Below are 21,595 nucleotides of genomic sequence, written 5' to 3'. Positions count from 1 at the left end.
TTAGGCAGGAACGTCGAGCGGCCAAATATGCGGGTAGTTCCGCACTGTGACACTCCAAATCGGTCTGTCTGACGTCGGTGAAAGAACAACACACTATTTGAATAACCTCTTGCATGGATGCATTGATTCTGGCCGAAAAGGCCTTGGCAATGACATATAAAACAAGAGAGTGAATGAACATGAAAAACGTAATCAAGATGCTGGCTGTTGCAGGCCTGATGACCACTGGTTTCGCCCAAGCTTCCGTACCGGCTGACTTCAATGCCATGCCCGGCGTGCTGTTTGTGAACTGGAACGCCACTGCCGCAATGGATGGCAAAGCCAATCCGATGCTGGAAGTGCGTGACGAGTCTGGCGATCTGCTGGCATCAGTCCACGCCAATCTGACAGGCACCCAGCAGGTGCGGATCCCGAGCCGTACCCAGGGCAACCTGACCGTCAGCCTGGCTGACCAGAGCAGTGAATACCGTATTCCGTTCGGTATCGGTAGCGGCAAACAGCGTTAATCAACCGTCCCGGTAGGTGAGGAGCAGACCATGATGCAATTGAGAGCCGCAGAAGCGCGGGGCAAGGCCAACTTTGGCTGGCTGGACGCGCGCCACAGTTTCTCCTTCGGTCACTACTATGACCCGGAGTGGATGGGACACTCGGTACTGCGAGTGATCAATCAGGATCTGGTTGCGCCGGGTGGCGGATTCGCCACCCACCCTCACGCCAATATGGAGATCCTCACCTGCGTGCTGCAAGGCACCATAGAGCACAAGGACAGCCTCGGCCATGCCGAGCAGATCCCGGCAGGGGATTTCCAGCTGATGAGTGCAGGCAGCGGGATCCGCCACAGCGAGTACAACCCCTCGCAGACGGATCCTCTCTCCCTGTTGCAGATCTGGATCGAGCCGAACGAGTTCGGCACGCCACCCGGGTATCAGCAGAAGAAGATCGAGTCCAGACCGGGCATGACGCTGGTGGCGTCACCGGATGGCGAGGCAGGATCGCTGCGGATCCGCCAGCAGGCCCGCGTATGGCGGCTGGAACTGGCCCCGGGCGAGACGCTCGAATGGGCACTGGCTGGCCGACACGGTTACCTGCAGATGATTTCAGGGGAGCTGACCGCCAACGGTCTGGCTGCCCGACCCGGCGACGGGGTGCTCAGTCGTGATGAATACCGGTGGGAGCTGGTTGCGACCAGTGCCAGCCAAGCTCTGTTATTTGACCTACCCTGAAGCAGTCAGCGGTGATGTGACACAAACGAGGAATATGAAATGGACAAGATGAAAGATGTAGCGCTGCTGGCGGGTCGTGTACTGCTGGCGCTGATGTTCGTGATAGCTGGCTGGGGCAAGATCGGTGGTTACGCCGGCACCCAGGGCTATATGGAAGCGATGGGGGTGCCGGGTTTTATCCTGCCGCTGGTGATCCTGCTTGAGCTGGGTGGTGGCCTCGCCATCATGCTGGGTCTCTTTACCCGCAGCCTCTCCGTGCTGCTGGCCGGTTTCACCCTGATGGCTGCCTTTATTTTCCATTATCAGCCTGCAGAACAGATGCAGATGCTGATGTTTATGAAGAACGTCTCCGTCGCCGGTGGTTTCCTGGCGCTGGCGGCGGCCGGAGCAGGGGCTTTCAGTGTGGATGCCCGTCTCGGCAAAAACTGGTAATGCCCTGAAGAGTCAAGTTTTCCAATGCCTTTTGGCCGGTGCCCTGCACCGGCTTTTTTCTGTCTGCGTTTTCCGGATAGGTGAGGTGGCGCGTCAAATCTGCGGCCCCCCTCATGGTTCAGCGGTTTGCCCGCCTGCTGGCCACAAGTGCCTTTTGCATCTTATCCCCCGATCCCCGACAATTCCCTCTCTTGTGAAGTGACGGAAATGGCTCGCCTTTTCCCTCGCCCCCTCTCATCCACAGGCGGGAATTGCTCATGTTTACCCTCTACCACTCCAATCAGCTGGATCTGCTCAAAGAGCTGCTGGTGAGCCGCATCCGGCAGGCCCCCCTCTCTCACCCTTTCGATCGGGAGCAGATCCTGGTGCAGAGTCCGGGCATGGCCCAGTGGCTCAAGCTGGAGCTGGCCAAGGCCTTCGGCATCGCCGCCAATATCGACTTTCCGCTGCCCGCCAGCTTTATCTGGGAGATGTTCACCCGGGTGTTGGCGGATGTGCCGCGTCAGAGCCCCTACAACAAGGGATCCATGAGCTGGCAGCTGATGACCATTCTGCCTGCCTTGCTGGATCGCCCCGCCTTTGCCCCGCTCGCCGCCTATCTGGGTGGGGGAGATGAGGAGGATCCCGCCAAGGATCCCGAGCAGGTGCGGTTGTGGCAGCTCTGCCAGAAGGTAGCGGATCTCTTTGACCAGTATCTGGTTTACCGGCCGGACTGGATCGCCCGCTGGGAAGAGGGGGAAGGATTGAGTCAGGATCTGGCCGGGGTGAGCGGTCAGGATTGGCAGCCGGAGCTGTGGCGCGAGCTGGTGGCTCGCACGTTGGCGCTCTCTCCGAGCGGTTACCACCGCGCCAACCTTTACGAGGAGTTTATCCACGAGCTGGCGCGTACCGCCGATCTGCCGGGCAAGCTGCCGCAGCGGGTCTTTGTGTTCGGCATCTCGGCGCTGCCGCCGCGCTATGTGGAGGCGTTGCTGGCCCTCGGCAGTCGGTCGGAGGTGGAGGTGCACCTGTTCGTCACCAACCCCTGCCGCTACTACTGGGGGGATCTGCTGGATCGCAAGACCCTGGCTCGGCTGGAGAACAAGCTCAAACCCGGTACCGACATCGAGACATTGCAAGGCCCCGCCAACCCGCTGCTCGCCTCCATGGGCAAGCTGGGGCGCGACTACCTGCATCAGCTGATGGAGCTGGAGGTGCCGCAAATCGAGGCTTTCGTCGATATCGACGAAGTGGATGGCAAGGGCAATGTCAGCCTGCTGCGCGCCATCCAGAAGGATGTGCTGGAGCTGGCCGAGCGAGGCGCCGGTCAGTTCGATCTCGACAGCAGCCACCACAAGAGCCCGATCGATCCGGCGGATGGATCCTTGCAGATCCACGCCTGCCACGGCCCGATGCGCGAACTCGAGGTGCTGCACGACCGGCTGCTGGCGCTGTTCGAGCAGGACCCGACCCTCACCCCGAAAGATGTGGTGGTGATGATGCCGGATGTGAACAGCTACGGCCCCTACATTCAGGCGGTGTTTGGCGCGCGCGGTCAGATCCCGTTTGCGGTCTCGGATCGGGCGGCGAGTCAGGAGAGCCCCCTGCTGCAAAGCTTCCTCGCCTTGCTCAGGCTGCCCAATGCCCGCTTCGGGGCAGGGGAGCTGCTCGCCATTCTCGAGGTGCCCGCCGTGCTGCGCCGCTTCGAGCTGGATGACGACGAGTTCAACCAGCTGCGGGTCTGGGTGCAGGAGACCGGCATCCGCTGGGGGCTGGATGACGGCTACCCCGTCCGGTTCGATCTTCCGCCCATGTCCGGCAACAGCTGGCTGTTCGGCCTGCGCCGCATGCTGCTCGGCTTTGCCATGGGGGATGGCGAGCCGGTGGCGGGCATCCTGCCCTACGCCGATATTGAGGGTCAGCAGGGGCTGGCACTCGGCAAGCTCGCCTGGTTCGTCGACTCGCTGGCCGAGTTTTTGCCTCGGCTGCAACAGGCGCAGCCGCTGGCCGAGTGGAACGCCTGCCTGCTGGCGCTGCTGGAGCGCTTCTATCTGGCCGACGAAGATGAAGAACGTCAGCTTCAGCTTATTCGCAGCCAGCTGGTCGAGTGGCAGACCCGGCTTGGCGAGGCCCGTTTCGAGCAGCCCATCACCACCGATCTGTTGCAGGATTACCTCGGCAGCGTGCTGGGAGAGTCCCGCTCCAGCCAGCGCTTCCTCGCCGGTCAGGTCAACTTCTGCACCCTGATGCCGATGCGCTCCATCCCCTTCAAGCAGGTCTGCCTGCTTGGCATGAACGACGGCGTCTACCCGCGCACCCTGGCTCCCATGGGGTTCGATCTGATGGCAGTGGCATCGCGGCGTGGGGATCGCTCCCGTCGCGATGATGACCGCTACCTCTTCCTCGAGGCGCTGCTCAGCGCCCAGCAGGGGCTCTATATCAGCTATCAGGGCTTCAGCGCGCAGGACAACAGCGACAAGGTGCCATCGGTGCTGCTGGCGGAGCTGATCGACTATGTACGACAGGGCTTCGTGCTGGCGGGGGATGAGGATCTCGACGACGAAACCTCCGGCAAGCGGCTGCTCAACCACCTGATGGTGGCGCATCCGCTCACCCCCTACAGCCGCAACTACTTCTACCCGGAGGCGGGTTCGCGCCTCTTTACCTATGCCGCCGACTGGTTGCCCGCCCTCAATCCGGTGCGTGGCGCGGCCAACTTCCAGAGCGGCGAGCTGCCTCTCCCCCCCGAATGGGGCAAGGAGCAGGGGCTGGAGCTGGCGGAGCTGCTGCGCTTCTATCGCCAGCCCACCAAATATTTCCTCAACCGCCGTCTCAAGGTGTGGTTTGAGCTGAACGAAGCCAACATCGAGGACAGCGAGCCGTTCGAGCTGGATGGCCTGCAACATTACCAGCTGAAAGATCTGCTGCTCGATGCCCATCTGGCGGAAGGTGAAAGTACCGAGCGTCGCGAGCGGTTGCAGCTCACCGGCCTGTTGCCGCAAGGGTGGTTCGGCAGCCTGCTGCTGGACGATCTGGATGCCGAGATGGGCAAGCTGGCGGATCGGCTGCGGCCATGGGTTGCGGCCAATGAGTCAGAAAAGCAGGCGGTGGAGATCGATATCTCTCTCACTCAGGGCCAGCTGCAAGGGTGGATCGACACTCAGAAAGGGCGCTTGCTGGTGGTCAAACCCGGCAGCTTCAACGGCAAGGATCTGCTGTTGGGCTGGATCCAGCACCTCTGCCTCTCATTGAGCAGCGCCCCCGGCGACACCCTGCTGTTCGATGCCAAACAGAGTCTGCGGTTAGCCAAGCTCGCTGCCGATGAGGCGCGCCCCAAACTGGCGGCGCTGGTGGCGTGCTGGGCGCAGGGGATGAAGCGGCCGCTGCCCTTCTTCCCCAACACCGCCTGGGATTGGCTCAAGGCGATCGAGAAGGATCCCGACAAGCCGGAGGCAGCCGACAAGGCGGCCCTCACCCGTTTCAACGGCGGCTGGATGATCAATGGGGAGGGGCAAGACGTTTACGTCGCCCGCTGCTTCCCCGAACTCGATGACGAGGTGCTTGGTCAGTTGCAGGCGCTGGCCCGCGAACACCTGACCCCGCTGCTCAAGACCCTGGAGGAGCTGAAATAATGGCTAACCCGCTCAATACTCTGCGTTTTCCCCTCCACGGTGAACGACTGATCGAAGCCTCTGCCGGTACCGGCAAGACCTACACCATCGCCGGTCTCTACCTGCGCCTGCTGCTGGGTCACGGCCCGCTCATTGAAGAGGGCGCCGATGCTGGTCAGCCGAGTGCCCACGAGCGGCCACTCTCGGTGACCGAAATTCTGGTGGTGACCTTTACCGAAGCGGCCACCGCCGAGCTGCGCGGGCGGATCCGCGGTCGCATTCACGAGGCGCGCCTCGCCTTTATGCGCGGTCATAGCAGTGACACCCTGCTGGCCCAACTGCTGGCCGAGGTGGAGGATCACGAACTGGCGGCCCGTCGCCTGCTGGCTGCCGAGCGGCAGATGGATGAGGCGGCGGTCTTTACCATCCACGGCTTCTGCCAGCGGATGCTCAAGCAGAACGCCTTCGAGTCTGGCGCCCTCTTTGAAACCGAATTTCTCACCGACGACAGCCAGCTCAGGCTGCAGGCGGTGAGCGACTACTGGCGTGCCGAGTTCTATCCGGTGGATAAACCCCTCGCCAGCGCGGTGCGCGCGCTCTGGCCGAGCCCCGCCGCCCTGCTGCGGGAGATGGGCAGCTGGCTCGACAACAGCGAGCTGGAGATCCACCCAGCCTTGGGGGACGAGACCCTCGCCGCCCGCCATCAGGCGGCCATGAGTCGCATCGCGGCGGTGAAGAGCGAATGGCTGGCGCAAGGGGACGAGATCCGCCGCCAGACCGACGGCCAGATCAGCCGCTACACCGGCAAGAACTACGAAGGGTGGCTTGCCAAGATAGCCGACTGGGCGCAGGACGAGAGCAGTGGTTACGCCATCCCGAAGGAGCTGGAGCGCTTCGGCCAGACGGTGCTGGAGGAGAACCTCAAGAAGGGGGGCGCTGTGCCGACCCTGCCACTGTTCAGTCAGATCGACCAGCTGTTGGCGAGCCGCCCAGGTATTCGCGACCTTATCCTGCAGCGGGCGGCCAAAGTAGTGCGCAGCCGGATGCAGGCCAGCAAGCGCCAAGCCCATCAGCTCTCCTTCGATGACTTGCTCAAAGACCTCGACGGGGCGCTTGGCTCCAGCCTTGGCGAGCGGCTGTGCGAGCGGATTCGCGCCACCTATCGGGTGGCGATGATCGACGAATTTCAGGATACCGACCCCCAGCAGTACCGCATCTTCCATCGGCTTTACGGTGGCCACACCGACACGGCGCTGTTGATGATCGGTGACCCCAAGCAGGCCATCTACGGCTTTCGCGGCGCTGACATCTTTACCTACATTCAGGCGCGGCGAAATGTGAGCGCCCACTACACCCTCGGGCGCAACTGGCGCTCCAGCAGTGCGCTGGTGGGGGCGGTCAACGGCCTGTTCGAGCGGGCCAAGGATCCCTTTATCTATGAGGCGGATATTCCCTTCCTGCCGGTGGAGGCGCAGGGCAAGAGCAAGGCGCTGCTGCTCGATGGCGTCACCGCGCCCGTGCTCCACTGCTGGCAGCTGACCGGTCAGCCCACCTTCAATCGGGGGGATTACCAGAGCAAGATGGCCCGCGCCACCGCCGCCGAGATCCACCGCCTGCTGACCCTCGCCCGCGAGGGCAAGGCGCTGATCGGTGACAAGGCGGTAAAGGCCGGGGATATCGCCGTGCTGGTGCGCACCGGCGTCGAGGGCAAGCTGGTGCAGCAGGAGCTGGCGCGCCTCGCCATCGCCTCCGTCTACCTGTCGAACCGCGAGAGCGTGCTGGAACAGACGGAGGCGCGGGAGATCCTGTTGATTTTGCACGCCTGCCAGAACCCGAGCGAAGAGCGCAGCCTGCGGGCGGCGCTTGCGACCGTGCTGTTTGATCTGGATGCCAAGGCGCTCGATGGGCTGGCCAGCGACGAGCGAGCGTGGGAGAGCGCGGTGCAGGAGTTTATGGAGTACCGCAAGATCTGGCACCGCCGTGGCGTGCTGGCGATGCTGCGGGCCCTGCTGCACCGGCGCAATCTCGCCTCTTCGCTTTTGGCGAGCCCCTATGGCGAGCGGCGGCTGACCAACTTCCTCCATCTTGGCGAGCTGCTGCAACAGGTGAGCAGCGAGCTGGACGGGGAATATGCCCTGCTGCGCTGGCTGGGGGAGGCGGTGAGCCGCCCCAACGGGCAGGATGCGGAGCAGGTACTGCGCCTCGAATCAGAGCGCAAGCTGGTGCAGATCGTCACCATCCACAAATCCAAGGGGCTGGAGTACCCTCTGGTATTCCTGCCCTTTATCTGCAGCCATAGAACCGCCGAGACCCCGCTCTATCACGAGGCGGACGAGGCGGGCAATCGCACCATTCTCGATCTGACCGGCGCCGACTCGTCGCTCGCCGAAGCGGACAGGGAGCGCCTTGCTGAAGATCTGCGGCTGCTCTATGTGGCGCTGACCCGGGGCGTCTACGCCACCTGGCTGGGGCTGGCGCCGGTGCGGGCGGGGGCTGGCAAGTCGGAGAAGACCGACCTGCACCACACCGCCATCGGCTACCTGCTGCAAAAGGGCGAAGAGGGGGATGCACAGACGCTGGCGACCGCCCTCACCGAGCTGTCGCAGGCGCTGCCCGGGGTGGCCGTCGGTGAGCCCTCGCTCACCCGTCCGGCCCCGCTGCCGCCAGAGGAGGAGCAGCTGGGTGAGCCGCAGGTGCGCCACTTTAGCGGTTCCCTTGAGCGGGACTGGTGGATCAGCTCCTACTCCGGGCTGGCGGCGCAGGGTCATGGTCACAGCAAGGGCGTGCTGGCCAATCCCGGCTTCGATGACGAGGTGGTGACCGAGGCGGCTGTATTGGCTTCCGAGCAACCGGAAGAGGCGCCCCAGCCCTCCATCTTCACCTTCCCGAAGGGGGCGCGTCCCGGCACCCTGTTGCACAGCCTGTTCGAGACCATCGACTTTCAAAGCGCCGCAGGCGAGCCGTTGGCAGAGCATATCGCCAGCTTGTTGTTGCAAGACGGCTTCGATGAGAGTTGGGCCCCTGTGCTGCAACAGCAGGTGGAGGCGGTGCTCGATACCCCGCTGGAGACTGGCTTTGGCGAGCCGGTGCGGCTGCGGGATCTGGCCCCCGAGCGTAAACAGGTGGAGCTGGAGTTCTTCCTGCCCATGGGGCGGGTGACGGCACCGGCGCTGACCGCGCTCTGCCAGCAGCACGACCCGCTGTCGCGGGGCAACAAGCCGCTCAGCTTTGCCACCGTGCAGGGGATGCTCAAGGGCTTTATCGATCTGGTGTTCGAGTGGCAGGGGCGCTGGTATCTGCTCGACTACAAATCAAACCACCTCGGCATGAGCCCCGCCGATTACAGCCGTCCGGCGCTGGAGCGGGCGATGGCCGAGCACCGCTACGACCTGCAATACCAGCTCTACTCGCTGGCGCTGCACCGGCTGCTCACCTTGCGCCTGCCGGGCTACGACTTCGAGCAGCACTTTGGCGGCGTTTTCTATCTGTTCCTGCGCGGCATGCCACAGGGGGGCATTTTCCATACCCGCCCCAGCCGTGAACTGGTGCTGGGGCTGGATAAGTTGTTTCGCGAAGGCAGTGAGCTGCCAGCAGCGGGATCTCAAGCATTAAACGAGGTAGAGGCATGAGCGGCACCATGATCAGCACCGCGACCAGCGCAATGATGGTTGAACGGCTCAAAACACTGGCGCTGGCTGGCCGCATCCGCCAGCTGGATCTGCAATTTGCCAGGCTGGTGGCCGACCTTGGCGGCAGCCCCGAGCTGGTGCTGGGGGCTGCGCTCACCTGCTTCGAACTGGGGCGTGGCCATGTCTGTCTGCCGCTGGAGATGCTCGCTGCCGGATCCCTGCGCCCGTTCGGGCTGGATCCCCAGCAGAGCCGGGATCTGTTGCTGGATCTGGCGGATCCTGCCCGCTGGCCCGCTCTGTTTGCGGCTAGTCCCTTGGTTGGTACCGAGCAGGATGAGGGGCTCGCCCCGCGCTGGCCGCTGCGGCTGTGGCACGGTCGGCTCTACCTCACCCGCTACCACGATTTTGAACTGGGGGTGGCCCGCCATCTGCGCGCGTTGAGTGAACGCGCCGAATGGCCGGAGATTGCTCCCGCCCTGTCGCGGCTGTTTGCCCGCGACTACGGCCTCGTGTTTGGGGCGCTGCTCAAGGCCCGCCTCGCCCCCGACTTCTCGGCCCGCCACTTTATCGAGAAGTATCTGGATCTGGTGTTCCCCAATGAAGTGGATTGGCCCGCCATCGAGGCGCTGCTCGCCAGTGCGCAGGCGGCGAGCGACCTGAGCAAGCTGGATACGCTGGTGCCCGAGGCGCTCTGCTGCAACGGCCAGAAGCTGGCGGCGGCCACGGCGGCGGCGCGCCCCTTTGCGGTGATCTCCGGCGGGCCCGGCACCGGCAAGACCACCACGGTCGCCAAGCTGCTCGCCATTCTGGTGGAGACCGGCCTGCAAGCAGGCAAGGCGCCGGCGATCCGGCTGGTGGCCCCCACCGGCAAGGCGGCGGCGCGCCTGACCGAGAGTATCGGCTCTGCCCTGCAAGCCCTCGATCTGCCCCCCGAGTGGGTCGAAGCGATCCCCACCGAAGCGGGCACCTTGCACAGGCTGCTCGGGGTCATTCCGGGGCGCAGCCAGTTCCGCCACCACGCGGGCAACCCGTTGCACCTCGACTTGCTGGTGGTGGATGAGGCCTCCATGGTCGATTTGCCGATGATGGCGCGGCTGCTCGATGCGCTGCCAAGTCACGCCCGCCTGATCCTGCTCGGCGACAAGGATCAGCTCGCCTCGGTGGAGGCGGGGGCCGTGCTCGGCGATATCTGCAGCTTTATTGAACAGGGCATCAGTCCGGCGCAGGCGGATTGGCTCTCCCGCCAGACCGGCTACCGCTTGCAGGGCACGCCCGCGGGGGCCCCGGTGCGCGACAGCCTCTGTTTGCTGGCCAAGAGCTGGCGCTTTGATCAGCATTCGGGCATCGGCCAGCTGGCGCGCGCCTGCAACAGCGGCGATGCCACGGCGGTGGAATCAGTCTGGGGCATGGGCTTTAGGGATATCAGTCTGCATCCCTGGGCCGGGGAGGCCTACGACGCTCTGATTGCCCAGGGGGTGGCCGGTTATGGTAGCTATCTGAAGGCGGCCCGCGCGGGGGAGGCGCCTGCCGCCGTATTCAAGGCATTCAACAGCTTCCAGATCCTCTGCGCCCTGCGCGATGGCCCGTTCGGCGTGCTGGGTCTTAACGAGCGGCTCGAACTTGCCCTGTCGCGGGCTGGCCTGATTGCCCGCGATGGCGACTGGTATGCCGGTCGCCCGGTGATGGTGGTGCGCAACGACCACGGGGTCGGCCTCTATAACGGCGATATGGGGCTCTGCCTGCCCGATGAAACTGGGCGGCTTAAGGTATGGTTTGAGCAGCCGGATGGCACATTGCGGGCCCTGCTGCCAAGCCGTTTGCCGCCCCACGAGACGGTCTACGCCATGACCATCCACAAATCCCAGGGTTCCGAGTTTGCCCATACCGTGCTGGTGCTGCCCGACAGCCCCAGCCCGCTGTTGACCCGCGAGCTGGTCTATACCGGCATCACCCGCGCCAAGGCCCGCCTCGATCTCTACGGCGATCGCGCCCTGCTGGCCCAAGCGGTGCGGAAAAAGACCGAGCGTTATTCTGGATTGGCGGAGAGGTTGGGGGAGTGATTGATGAAACTTAAAAGAGTTTATTTGTGAAAAATATTTTTCTTTCATTTATAGGTATTCGAGGGTGGGACATGGAAAAATTAGACAAGTCATATTTTGATAAAGAGAAGGAATTTATTTGGCAAAGGTTGTCTGAGCTAACTCAAGAGCTGAACGGGAAAGCCAACTCGGAAGAATTGAAAGCTCTTGAAATGAGTGTGCCCGAAAGTTTAAAAGATGCGGCGCAATCATCTAGAAAAACGTCCGAGTATAGAAATAAAGCTCAGAAAGCCAAGGATGAGGCGGAGCAGGCCAAGAGTATTATTGATACTTTCAAGTCAGATTCAGAGTCTGCCTATGAACGTATTAGTGAGATTGATAGTTCTTCAGAACTAATCAATGTCAAACTTCAAACGTTACTAGCTAATGCTGATTCTAAGTATGAAGATTTAGTTACTGCATATGATGAGTCCACTGCGGCTATTGGGAAAATAAAAGCAATAACTCAAGAGCATGAAGCACTTGTTGAAACGGTTAACTATATTCATGACTATAAAGCTGAGTGCGACTCAAATCATGGCAAGATAAAAAACCTGTTATCCCAATCAGCAGCATTGAAAAGAGAGATTGATAATGTTCATGATGAGATATTTGGGTATGAAAGTACGGATGCTGGTAGTGAAACGACAACTAGGGTTGAAGGGCTCCGTGACAAATTAGCTAAGACATATAAAGAACTGCGTGCTGATTTGTCTACATTATCAGCTGATATTGAAGAGCATAAGTCGAAAACAAGTGTATTTTTAAAAGAGTTAAAGTCTGATGCTGAATTAAAGTATGACGAATATGTTACTAACTGCAATGAATCTTATGAGGATGTATTGCAACGAATTAGGAAGCTATTGCCACAGGCAATGACTGCGGGACTTGCATCTGCATACAATGATAAGATAGAGACAGAGATAGCAGAGCAAAATAAACATGAAACGTCCTTCAACAAGGCAATACTTTATCTTTTCCTTATATCGCTTCTTCCTTTTGCAGTAAACGCTTATAGATTGTTTGCTAGTGAGGATGACCTAGTTACGATTATAAAGGATACGCCGTATTTGCTAAGTGCAATGTTACCATTGTATATTCCTGTTTTATGGTTGGCATATACAACAAACAAGAGTTATAAATTATCTAAGAGACTTATTGAGGAATATACTCATAAAGGTGTTGTAAGTAAGACCTTTGAAGGGTTATCTCACCAGATTGATGAACTGGAGGACAAGGCTATATCTGAGGAGCTCAGGGTTAAACTTCTCTTTAACATCGTATCTGTAAATACAGAAAACCCAGGAAAGTTGATTTCAAATTATGATAAATCAGACCATCCACTTATGGATGCGCTTGATAAAAGCGCGCAACTTGCTGACGCAGTGACAAAACTTTCTAAGATCCCGGGTTTCTCTGCTCTTGCTAAGAAACTAGATGAAAAGGCGAATCAGATTGTTGCAGATAAAGCCGATAAAATTAATTCTGTTCTTGACTCTGGCGTAGATGGCGGTGGAAAAGAAGATGCAAAAAATATTGCATCGAAAGATTCACGTCCAGATCAGGCTGCATAATGGCATCTCGTATGTTGGGCTTCGCAGGCTCAGCACCAACCTACCGATTGTGTAGGTTGTGGCTGAGCGTAGCGAAGCCCAACGTTTACCGCGTAATCTCTTTTTTCCTCCCCTCATCCCCGACCCTTCTCCTCCTTTTTTAATCAACGGGAGAAGGGAGTAATGCCGTCACCGCTTTCCGATTACGCTTCGCTAATCGAACCTACATGGCTGGTGATCATATTACCGATGCCGCTTTATCCCCTCTCCCTCTGGGAGAGGGTCAGGGTGAGGGGAGCGGGTTGGCACAATATGCTGCACTTGGTCACCCCTCTTGCGCCGCCCGATTATTCCATCCCCCAAATGACTGAATCGTGAGTTAAATCCGGTAAATGGGGCGCGCTTGAGCCACACTTATGGCCACCCTGACTCAGCCTGTGCCGTGAGTGGCCGATAACCGGGGAAACGGTGGTGCGGTGGGGTTCTGGCTGACAGATCTGTTGCAATATGCCAAGGTAGCGCCTCACGACAACAGAGCGATTCCCCGTGGTGGCGCGGGGCGGAAGAACAAGGATAACTGCTATGGTGCAGGACAGTGACACGATCAGGATCTCGGATGTCAGCGAGGCCGTGGTGCATGGCATTCTGGAGGTGACCAGCGATGGCATCTGGGATTGGCATGCCAATACCGGTTTTGTCTATCGCAACCCCGGCTGGTACCGGATGCTGGGTTACGAGCCTCATTCCCTCGGCAATACCGTCTTCACCTGGGAGAACGTGATCCACCCCGACGATCTGGCGGCAGTGATGGCGAAGTTCGATCTCTGCCTGAGCGGCAGCGCCCATGAGTATCGCGCCGAGTACCGTTGCCGCTGCCGGGATGGCAGTTACCTCTGGATTGAGGATTGCGGCCGCATCATTGAGCGCAATCCCGACGGATCTGTGGCGCGGATGATCGGCGCCCATCGCGATATCCACGCCAGCAAGTTGTTGCTGGAGCAGCTGGAGCGGCGCAATCAGTCGCTGGAGCAGCAGGTTGCCGAGCGCACCGCCGAGCTGGTGCGACTCAACGAGGCGCTGCAACAGAAAGCCGAGGAGAACCGTCTGCTGGCAGAGACCGATGCCCTGACTGGCGCCGCCAGTCGCTATCGGCTGGAGCGGGCGTTGCAGCTGGAGTGTGAGCGGGCGCGCCGCTTCCATCAGCCGTTTACGGTGATCGCCATGGATGTGGACAACTTCAAGCAGATCAACGATAGCTATGGCCACAACGCCGGGGATCAGACTCTGATCAACATAGTGGCGCTGGTGCGCCGCCATATCCGCGAGATCGATCTGCTGGCCCGCTGGGGCGGTGACGAGTTTATGGTGTTGTTGCCCAACACCGGCCGCGAGGATGCGCTGGTGGTGGCGAGCAAATTTCAGGCATTGATGGCGAGCGAGCCCATCTGCCCCCACGCGCCCGCTACCATGAGCTTCGGGCTGGCGGAGTATCAGCAGGATGAGCAGAAAGATAGCCTGATGGTGCGCGCCGATCGGGCGCTCTATCAGGCCAAGCAGTTGGGTAAAGACCAGATCTGCTAACGCGGGGTACGGAAAAAGAGCAGTAAAAAGGGCCGCAGGTTTGAAACCGGCGGCCCTTTTGTATTGTGACTGACGCGGCGCGACTTAGAAGTGGTAGCGCAGACCCAGCTTGAAGGTATCCAGAGAGTAGTGCTCGTCACCCAGGCTCAGGGCGTCGAACTGGCGCTCGTAACCGATACCGGCAGAGAAGTGGTCGTTGAAGGCGTAGTCCAGACCGACTTCCAGATTGGGGTGTACCTTGCTCTTGGTTGCGCTCTTGCTTACCTGATCGCTGAAACCGAGGAAGGTGGCGTTGCCGACAACTTCCAATTCGGTGCGGGTGTAGGCGATACCCGGTTTGGCATAGGCGCTGAAGCCCCAGGCCAGCGGCTGGCTCAGCTTGGCGGCCAGGCTGATGCTGCGGGTTTCGATGGTGGTGTCGGCAAAGCCGCTTGCAATCGGGGAGGTTACCCAGGTCAGCTGATCCATCTGCTGGGCGTGCAAGCCACCTTCAACCGCCAGCCAGGGTTTGAAGCTGTAACCCACGATCAGGCTGCCGCCGTCGAGCTGGTCGTCGATCACTTTGGCGTCATAGGCGTCTTTGGCCGCACCATCGAGATCCATCTTGGAGGTAGTCAGGTCCAGACCTGCATACCAGCCTTCGGCATGGGCGCCGCCATTCATGGCCAGAGCAAGCAGGGAGAATGCGGCAATTTTATTAAACTTGTTCATGGATAAATAACCTTGTGTTGCGTGAACTGCGTGTGATTTATATTGCTCAATCCATGAAGCTTTTTATATTTCCGTCATCGCTCTGCTTTCACAGAGGGGCCGCAGTATAGTCAGCGTATTTCTGAATAACAAGAGAGTGATTTCCCCATTCTTCTAAATATGACTGGCTGCAAGCAGGGGCATTTTGTTTAATAAATGGTGTTATTAGAGTTTTAGCTTTATTGAGATTTAAATAATTAACCGGTGAGGCGAATGACAGGCTGTGAGTTTGGTTTTGATTCCATGCAATTGATTTATAACAACATTTTATTTTAATTCTAGAGTAACCATGATTAGCTGTCTAAAAATTGGCATCTCAGATGTCACTGATTGGCATCAGGTTCTTTTCGATGATTTTTTGAACGTATCACAAGGTGAAACCGTGAGAAAAAAATCTATCTTTTTGCCTGTTTTTTGCTCTTTTTGAGGTTTGGGATTGTTCCCATCGTGGCTTTTGGTGGTCTTTTGAGGCTGTTTATGCATGGGCCATGTTGCCCACCAGATACGCGGATGGGTTCTTGTGGGTGACTTTTCATTTCTCCCGGCAGCACTCGTTGGGGTGGGCATGAGGTGCGATAAGCAGATATGGGTCGTGCGGTCTGATTAATTTCGTTTGCTTATATATACAAGCTATTTAAAAGATAGGTTTTTGGAGTTTTAAATAACTTTCTTATATTCGTTTTTATATTTAATGAAGCTTTCCAAACAGGCCATTTAAATATATTGAATGGCAATAACACGATATTGATGGCCGTTTAGGATACCTTGCCAGAGCGGTCGTGGTGGCTGGCGCATCAGTGGGCGGCGGGTGGCCGGTGACACTTCCCCTTGCCGGGGCCCTTGACCTGACCTGCGAATTCAGGGAAAAGAAAAGGGCGGTGCTATCAGCGCCGCCCAATGCCAGGAAAGAGAAAAAACCTTACGGTTTAAAAGATAAAAATTTGGAAGCAAACAATCGATTTCTCAACCAGGAAGGGTCTTGAATTCGATACGTTTCGATTATGCGCGATGTTCTATGCAGCACTAGCAAAATGTTTGCGGGTTGAAAGATATGCACTGTCTGGTGTCAGATTTTGCGCCCTCATCGTTCAACTGGTCTGTCCTGATTGATGTTGTAGGCGATTTTTTCTCTAGGCTGTTTTTTCGGTGTCAATATCTGAGCCTTGAAGGTAAAAACAGGTCAGAAGCTGACTCGGCATAACCATGCAATGAAAGTGCGATAACAAGGAAGAGTGGCATGACCTACAGCCAGACCCTGGCCAACAATATTCTCGACACCCTGAAGAAGACCCTGACCGACAAGGGGATCCGCTATCAGACCCTGGCAGAAGCCATGGGTGTCTCCATCGCGACCGTGAAACGGATGATGAACAAGCCCTCGCTGCCGTTCGATACTCTGCTGGAGATCTGCCATCTGGTGGGGCTCTCGTTCGAGGAGTTGCTGGATCGCACTCAGGACGCCCAGAGCCGCCGCGCCGTCTTCACTCAGGAGCAGGACGAGGCGTTTCACAACGAGCCGGGGCTCTACGCCTTTCTCGCCAATATCTTCTGGCGCGACAAGACGCTGATCGATCTCAAGCGGGAGTACGGCCTGACCGATGCCTCCTGCTACCTCTATCTGCGCAAGCTGGAGAAGCTCGGCATTTTGCAGCTCGGTATCGACAACAGTTACCACTTCCTCATCAGCGAGCGGATCAGCTTCGAGCAGCACAGCCGTTTCGCCCGCCAGCAGGCGCGGCAGGCAATGTCGGTGCTGGGGGAGTATCTGGTGGAGAACATGCACAAGTCGAACAACTATATGGCGCTCTGCCAGCTGCACCTCAACGAGGGAGAGGCGATGGCGCTGATCGACCGGATGAAGGAGTACTGGCATCAGGAGATCAAGCTCAACCGCCCCGCCATCGGTCAGCAGGAGCACGCCAAGACCTACACCATGTCGCTGCAACTGGCTGACTGCGGCTACCAGAGCTTTGACGACATGATCCCCAATATCGACAACTGATCCCGGCGGATCCTGCGGGATCCGCTCTGTTGGAGTCTGGTTATTCCGTGAGTTGAACGGTCTGCGATCTGCTTGCGACCGGTTGCAGCGCCCGGTTATCGAGGCAGATGCGGATCGCCACTGTGCTCGACAGTGCTCTGGATATTTTCCCTAATCGGCGACCCGGGTTTGTTGCAGTTTGCCTGCGAGCGGCTGCAATGCTCGCGTATCCAGACAAATGCGGATGGCATCCGGCCGCCAGTGCTCGATATCGCAATCCACCAGACCACCACGCTCGTCATAGTTGACCCGCACCAGCCGCAGCACCGCGCTCCCCTCCGCCAGATTGAGGGCGCGGGCGATGGCGCCCCGCGCCGCCGAGGGGGTGATCTCGAGACTCGCCCCACCCTGGCCTATGCCATAGCGCTGCTGATAGAGCTCGGTGAGGGAGCTGGCCAGCGGTGCGCTGGCGATATCGGGAAAGCGGCTCGCCAGCAGGTGGTGGCTGACATGCAGCACCGGGCGGCCGTCGATCAGGCGCTGGCGGCGGATCTCATAAAGTGGGGTGAAGGGTTCCAGCCCCATCCAGCGGCATAGTTCGCTGCTGGCAAGTTCGCTGCCGTGGGCCAGCACCCGGGTTTCGGCGGTGCGTTGCTGCTCGCCGATCCACTGGTGAAAGTGGGTGTGGATGGCGGGATCGTAGGTGAGGCGGGGTGGCGCCACAAACCAGCCGCGCCGCTCGGCCCGGTAGATAAGGCCGTCCGCTTCGAGGCTGGAGAGCGCCTCCTTGATGGTGATGCGGGTGGTGGCGAAACGCTCGCTCAGTGCCCGTTCGGCGGGCAGCTGCTGCCCGGCCCCCAACTGGCCGCTGCCGATATAGCGGCGCAGAGTCAGGCAAATCTGTTCGCACTTGGAGGAGGAGCGGCCATCGGCCATGCTCTGTTCGTTCACTCTCTGCTCGCTCAATCTCGGCTCGGTCACACTCTTGTCCCTGTTGCTTATTCAGAAGGCGGGTGGCTGGCCAATCCCTTACTGGAATAGTCCAGCCTCACTCGGGTTCAGAGTTGTAACTGCTGTGGATGACAGCGCCATGACAGGGTGATTGTCATCAAACTGCCATCAAAGCGCCCCGCCACCGTCACAATTCCCCTCTAGCATCCCTCTCGAACCTTAACTGACCTAGTCCAGAGGGATGGGATGATGAAAAGCGTGATCGCAAGTGCACTGGCCATGGTGGCCATCAGCCAACCGTTGTTTGCCACAAATAGCTATGCAGCCGAAAATATCGCGGATCTCGAAAAGGCCGCCCGTGGCGAAGGCCAGCTCCACAGCATCGGTATGCCCGACAGCTGGGCCAACTGGAAGGATACCTGGCAGCAGCTGGGCAGCATCTACGGCATCAAGCATCAGGATACCGACATGAGCTCAGCGCAGGAGATCGCCAAGTTCGCCGCCGAGAAGGCCAATGCCACCGCCGATATCGGTGACGTAGGCGGCGCCTTCGGTCCGGTTGCGGTCAAGCAGGGGGTTACCCAGCCCTACAAACCCTCCACCTGGGCCGATATTCCCAACTGGGCCAAGGATGCGGACGGTCACTGGATGCTGGCCTATACCGGCACCATCGCCTTCCTGATCAACAAGGATCTGGTCAAGGCCGCTCCCACCAGCTGGCAATCCCTGCTGGGTGGCGACTACAAGGTGACCCTGGGTGACGTGGGCGTTGCCTCCCAGGCCAACAACGGCGTGCTGGCGGCAGCCTATGCCACCGGCGGCAGCGAGAAGAATCTGAAACCTGCACTGGAGCTGTTCGGTCAGCTGGCCAAGCAGGGCCGCCTCTCCCTGAACGATCCCACCATCGCCAATATCGAGAAGGGCGAGGTGGAAGTGGGGGTGCTGTGGGATTTCAACGCATTGAACTACCGCGACCAGATCGACCCCAAGAAGTTTGATGTGGTGATCCCGAGTGACGGCTCCGTCATTGCCGGTTACACCACCATCATCAACAAGTGGGCCAAGAACCCCAACGCCGCCAAGCTGGCCCGTGAATACATCCTCTCCGATGCCGGTCAAATCAACCTGGCCCGCGGCTACGCCCGCCCAATCCGCAGCAACGTGACCCTGCCGGATGATGTGAAGGCCAAGCTGCTGCCGGCCGAGCAGTACGCCAATGCCAAGCCGGTGCAGGATCACGCCGCCTGGGAGCAGAGCTCCAAAGCCCTGCCGCGCCAGTGGCAAGAAACCGTCATGATCAACATGCAGTAAGGGAATCCAGTGCAACACAAGGTGATAGTGGTACTTGTGGATGGTCTGGCAGCCGAGGTAGCCCACACCATGGGCTACCTCGGTGGCATGGTGGAGGCGGGGCGGGGCCTGCATACGACCCTGAGTGCTGCCCTGCCGTCTCTCTCCCGACCCCTCTACGAGTGCATCCTGACCGGCGTGCCGCCGGTGGTGAGCGGCATCACCCACAACGGGGTGAGTCGCCTCAGTCTGCATGACTCCATCTTCCATCTGGCCCGCGCTGCGGGCAAACGCACCGCAGCGGCGGCCTATTACTGGGTGAGCGAACTCTACAACCGCAGCCCCTGGCTGGCTGCCCGCGATCGCTTTACTCATGACGAGCAGTTGCCCATCCAGCACGGCTGCTTCTACTGGGATGACAACTATCCCGACAGCCATCTGCTGATGGATGGAGAATGGCTCAGAACCCAATATGACCCCGATTTTCTGCTGATCCACCCGATGGGGGTGGACGATGCGGGCCACAAGTTTGGCCTCGATTCCCGCCAGTACCGCAATCAGGCGCGCCGGATGGACAGCCTGCTGGCCGATCTGCTGCCCCAGTGGCTGGCGGAGGGGTATCAGGTGGTGATCACCTCGGATCACGGCATGAACAACGACCTGAGCCACGGCGGTACCCTGCCCGAAGAGCGCACCGTGCCGCTCTGGCTGTTTGGCGATGCCTTTATCGAGCGCTGGCCGGATGGGGTGGCGATTGCCCAGACCCAGCTCTGCGCCCTGATGGCCGATCTGCTGGGCATCCCCCACGACAAACCGGCAGCGCCACCGCTGCTCAAGGCCGCCTTTATGCGCGAGGTGCACTGATGATGCCTGCAACCACCGAGATCCTCGCGGATCAACCCGTGGCAACCAAGCAGAAGGTGCGTCGCCACTGGCTGCCCGCGCTGGTGCTGCTGCCGTTTGTCCTCTTGATGATCCTGTTCCAGCTCGCTCCCATGGTGTGGGTGCTGGTGGGCAGCTTTCAGACCCCCGATGGCTGGGGTCTCGACTACTACCGGGAGATTTTGAGCTCCCCCTTCTACCTGCAATCGTTCGGCAACTCGTTGCGCATTGCCGGTATCGCCAGTCTGGCGGGGCTTGCCATCGGCACCCTCGGGGCGGCGGCGCTGCGCCACAGCGGCGAGCGAGTCAAGCGGGTGCTGTTGGCCTTTGTCACCATGACCGGCAACTTCAGCGGGGTGCCGCTGGCATTCGCCTTCATCATCATTCTCGGCATCAACGGTGCGGTGACCCTGCTGCTGAAATCCTGGGGATTGATCGACGGCTTCAACCTCTACTCGGGCAGCGGCCTTATCCTCATCTACACCTACTTCCAGATCCCGCTTGCCCTGCTGCTGCTCTATCCGGCCTTCGATGCGCTGCAGGATGAGTGGCCGCAAGCGGCCGCGCTGTTGGGGGCGAGCAAGGGGCAGTATGTGTGGCATGTGGCGCTGCCGGTGCTGACGCCTGCGCTGCTCGGCACCCTGATCATCCTGTTTGCCAACGCGGTGGGGGCCTATGCCTCTGCCTACGCCCTCACCACCGGCAACTTCAATCTGGTGACCATCCGGGTGGCCAGTCTGGTCTCCGGCGATATCTTCCTCGAGCCCAATATGGCGGCGGCGCTGGCGGTGATCCTGATGGTGCTGCTGGGAGTGGTGACAGCCGCCAACCAGTGGCTGCTGAAAAAGAGCTATGTGAACAAGGGGCAATCCCATGCATGATTTGACGCCGCGCTGGCCCAAGTGGGTGCTGGGTGGGCTGGTCGCAACCCTGCTGCTGCCGCTGCTGGCTACCTTTCTCTACTCCATCTCCACCCGCTGGGGGGCGACCCTGCTGCCGGATGGCTTCACCCTCGACTGGTATCTCAAGCTGTGGGGCGACCCGCGCTTTCTGGCTGCATTTGGCCGCAGCCTCCTGGTCTGCTTCGCCACCCTGCTGCTGGGCACCCTGGTGCTGGTGCCGACCGTGCTGGTGGTGGCCTACTACTTCCCAAAGCTGGATCCCTGGATGAACCTGCTGATCCTGCTCCCCTTCGCGGTGCCACCTGTGGTCTCGTCAGTGGGGCTGCTGCAGATCTACGCCGATGGCGTTCTGCCCATCATCGGCACGCCGTGGATCCTGATCGGCACCTGGTTCACCGTGGTGCTCCCCTTTATGTATCGGGCGCTGGCCAACAGCCTGCAAGGGGTACCGCTGAAAGATCTGATGGATGCCGCCCACCTGCTGGGGGCGAGCAGCACCCGCGCCTTCCTGCTGGTGGTGATCCCCTGCCTGCGCAAGGGGCTGCTGGCAGCGCTGTTTCTCTCCCTCTCCTTCCTGCTCGGCGAGTTCGTGTTTGCCAACATGCTGGTGGGCACCCGTTACGAGACCCTGCAGGTCTACCTCTACAACATGCGCGCCACTTCGGGCCACTTCACCAGTGCGCTGGTGATGAGCTACTTCCTGCTGACCCTGCTGCTCACCTGGGCGGCCAACAGATTTCATCGGTGATCCAA

Annotated in this window: 15 protein-coding genes; 13 read left to right on the top strand and 2 right to left on the bottom strand. The window is 59.7% G+C overall.

The window, feature by feature from the left end; translation table 11 throughout:
• Nucleotides 1-173: 173 nt before the first annotated feature.
• The 8 genes from AB5Z02_RS11735 (at nucleotide 174) to AB5Z02_RS11700 (ending at nucleotide 14,086) form a co-directional block, all read left to right on the top strand.
• Nucleotides 174-506 carry a hypothetical protein gene (locus AB5Z02_RS11735; RefSeq protein ID WP_013723379.1) on the top strand — a complete coding sequence of 111 codons (333 nt, stop codon included), beginning with the start codon at nucleotides 174-176 and terminating at the stop codon, nucleotides 504-506.
• 30 nt (nucleotides 507-536) lie between these two features.
• A complete protein-coding gene (locus AB5Z02_RS11730; protein WP_005336514.1) occupies nucleotides 537-1,223 on the top strand; it encodes a pirin family protein in 687 nt (228 codons plus the stop codon).
• A gap of 39 nt (nucleotides 1,224-1,262) precedes the next feature.
• A complete protein-coding gene (locus AB5Z02_RS11725) occupies nucleotides 1,263-1,655 on the top strand; it encodes a DoxX family protein (RefSeq protein WP_231720058.1) in 393 nt (130 codons plus the stop codon).
• A gap of 257 nt (nucleotides 1,656-1,912) precedes the next feature.
• Nucleotides 1,913-5,266 (top strand): exodeoxyribonuclease V subunit gamma, encoded by a 3,354-nt coding sequence (gene recC, locus AB5Z02_RS11720; RefSeq protein ID WP_368216039.1) that lies wholly within the window; start codon nucleotides 1,913-1,915, stop codon nucleotides 5,264-5,266.
• On the top strand, nucleotides 5,266-8,874 hold the full coding sequence (gene recB, locus AB5Z02_RS11715) for an exodeoxyribonuclease V subunit beta (RefSeq protein WP_368216038.1): 3,609 nt from the start codon (nucleotides 5,266-5,268) through the stop codon (nucleotides 8,872-8,874). The genes recC and recB overlap by 1 nt, the downstream gene beginning before the upstream one ends.
• Nucleotides 8,871-10,934: an exodeoxyribonuclease V subunit alpha gene (recD, locus tag AB5Z02_RS11710; protein WP_368216037.1), complete on the top strand. Its 2,064-nt coding sequence runs from the start codon at nucleotides 8,871-8,873 to the stop codon at nucleotides 10,932-10,934. The genes recB and recD overlap by 4 nt, the downstream gene beginning before the upstream one ends.
• A 26-nt stretch (nucleotides 10,935-10,960) precedes the next feature.
• Entirely contained in the window at nucleotides 10,961-12,526 is a 1,566-nt protein-coding gene (locus AB5Z02_RS11705; RefSeq protein WP_338773387.1) for a hypothetical protein, read from the top strand.
• A 561-nt stretch (nucleotides 12,527-13,087) separates the two neighbouring features.
• Entirely contained in the window at nucleotides 13,088-14,086 is a 999-nt protein-coding gene (locus tag AB5Z02_RS11700) for a sensor domain-containing diguanylate cyclase (RefSeq protein WP_236287753.1), read from the top strand.
• 84 nt (nucleotides 14,087-14,170) lie between these two features.
• Here AB5Z02_RS11700 and AB5Z02_RS11695 read toward each other — a convergent pair whose 3' ends face one another.
• Nucleotides 14,171-14,797, bottom strand: coding sequence for a porin family protein (locus tag AB5Z02_RS11695; RefSeq protein WP_021231774.1), 627 nt, complete (start codon nucleotides 14,795-14,797; stop codon nucleotides 14,171-14,173).
• 1,276 nt (nucleotides 14,798-16,073) lie between these two features.
• Here AB5Z02_RS11695 and AB5Z02_RS11690 point away from each other — a divergent pair.
• Complete coding sequence (locus AB5Z02_RS11690) at nucleotides 16,074-16,838, top strand: helix-turn-helix transcriptional regulator (RefSeq protein WP_005336490.1); 765 nt, start codon at nucleotides 16,074-16,076, stop codon at nucleotides 16,836-16,838.
• 150 nt (nucleotides 16,839-16,988) lie between these two features.
• Here AB5Z02_RS11690 and AB5Z02_RS11685 read toward each other — a convergent pair whose 3' ends face one another.
• Nucleotides 16,989-17,753 carry a UTRA domain-containing protein gene (locus tag AB5Z02_RS11685; RefSeq protein ID WP_368216044.1) on the bottom strand — a complete coding sequence of 255 codons (765 nt, stop codon included), beginning with the start codon at nucleotides 17,751-17,753 and terminating at the stop codon, nucleotides 16,989-16,991.
• A gap of 264 nt (nucleotides 17,754-18,017) precedes the next feature.
• Between AB5Z02_RS11685 and AB5Z02_RS11680 the strand changes: the two genes are divergently transcribed.
• Genes AB5Z02_RS11680 through AB5Z02_RS11665 form a run of 4 tightly spaced genes read left to right on the top strand, consistent with a single transcriptional unit; the run spans nucleotide 18,018 to nucleotide 21,590 of the window.
• Nucleotides 18,018-19,079 carry an ABC transporter substrate-binding protein gene (locus tag AB5Z02_RS11680; RefSeq protein WP_005355254.1) on the top strand — a complete coding sequence of 354 codons (1,062 nt, stop codon included), beginning with the start codon at nucleotides 18,018-18,020 and terminating at the stop codon, nucleotides 19,077-19,079.
• A gap of 9 nt (nucleotides 19,080-19,088) precedes the next feature.
• The gene (locus AB5Z02_RS11675) at nucleotides 19,089-19,922 is read left to right on the top strand and encodes an alkaline phosphatase family protein (protein ID WP_362785539.1); all 834 of its coding nucleotides are present in this window, start codon (nucleotides 19,089-19,091) and stop codon (nucleotides 19,920-19,922) included.
• Nucleotides 19,922-20,821, top strand: a complete 900-nt coding sequence (locus tag AB5Z02_RS11670) for an ABC transporter permease subunit (RefSeq protein ID WP_362785536.1) — start codon at nucleotides 19,922-19,924, stop codon at nucleotides 20,819-20,821. Before AB5Z02_RS11675 ends, AB5Z02_RS11670 begins: the two co-directional genes overlap by 1 nt.
• Nucleotides 20,814-21,590 carry an ABC transporter permease gene (locus tag AB5Z02_RS11665; RefSeq protein ID WP_068978631.1) on the top strand — a complete coding sequence of 259 codons (777 nt, stop codon included), beginning with the start codon at nucleotides 20,814-20,816 and terminating at the stop codon, nucleotides 21,588-21,590. The genes AB5Z02_RS11670 and AB5Z02_RS11665 overlap by 8 nt, the downstream gene beginning before the upstream one ends.
• The last annotated feature ends 5 nt before the right edge of the window (nucleotides 21,591-21,595 follow it).

This window comes from Aeromonas sp. R2-3 (assembly GCF_040908375.1).
GTDB lineage: Bacteria > Pseudomonadota > Gammaproteobacteria > Enterobacterales > Aeromonadaceae > Aeromonas > Aeromonas veronii.
This window is presented reverse-complemented; position numbering and strand designations above follow the sequence as displayed.

What these genes read in the sequence shown, in the direction of transcription:
- recB (WP_368216038.1), top strand. Translation starts at nt 5,266, where the DNA reads ATGGCTAACCCGCTCAATACTCTGCGTTTTCCCCTCCACGGTGAACGA.
- recD (WP_368216037.1), top strand. Translation starts at nt 8,871, where the DNA reads ATGAGCGGCACCATGATCAGCACCGCGACCAGCGCAATGATGGTTGAA.
- AB5Z02_RS11735 (WP_013723379.1), top strand. Translation starts at nt 174, where the DNA reads ATGAACATGAAAAACGTAATCAAGATGCTGGCTGTTGCAGGCCTGATG.
- AB5Z02_RS11725 (WP_231720058.1), top strand. Translation starts at nt 1,263, where the DNA reads ATGGACAAGATGAAAGATGTAGCGCTGCTGGCGGGTCGTGTACTGCTG.
- AB5Z02_RS11670 (WP_362785536.1), top strand. Translation starts at nt 19,922, where the DNA reads ATGATGCCTGCAACCACCGAGATCCTCGCGGATCAACCCGTGGCAACC.
- AB5Z02_RS11685 (WP_368216044.1), bottom strand. Translation starts at nt 17,753, where the DNA reads ATGGCCGATGGCCGCTCCTCCTCCAAGTGCGAACAGATTTGCCTGACT.
- recC (WP_368216039.1), top strand. Translation starts at nt 1,913, where the DNA reads ATGTTTACCCTCTACCACTCCAATCAGCTGGATCTGCTCAAAGAGCTG.
- AB5Z02_RS11730 (WP_005336514.1), top strand. Translation starts at nt 537, where the DNA reads ATGATGCAATTGAGAGCCGCAGAAGCGCGGGGCAAGGCCAACTTTGGC.
- AB5Z02_RS11680 (WP_005355254.1), top strand. Translation starts at nt 18,018, where the DNA reads ATGAAAAGCGTGATCGCAAGTGCACTGGCCATGGTGGCCATCAGCCAA.
- AB5Z02_RS11695 (WP_021231774.1), bottom strand. Translation starts at nt 14,797, where the DNA reads ATGAACAAGTTTAATAAAATTGCCGCATTCTCCCTGCTTGCTCTGGCC.
- AB5Z02_RS11665 (WP_068978631.1), top strand. Translation starts at nt 20,814, where the DNA reads ATGCATGATTTGACGCCGCGCTGGCCCAAGTGGGTGCTGGGTGGGCTG.
- AB5Z02_RS11700 (WP_236287753.1), top strand. Translation starts at nt 13,088, where the DNA reads ATGGTGCAGGACAGTGACACGATCAGGATCTCGGATGTCAGCGAGGCC.
- AB5Z02_RS11690 (WP_005336490.1), top strand. Translation starts at nt 16,074, where the DNA reads ATGACCTACAGCCAGACCCTGGCCAACAATATTCTCGACACCCTGAAG.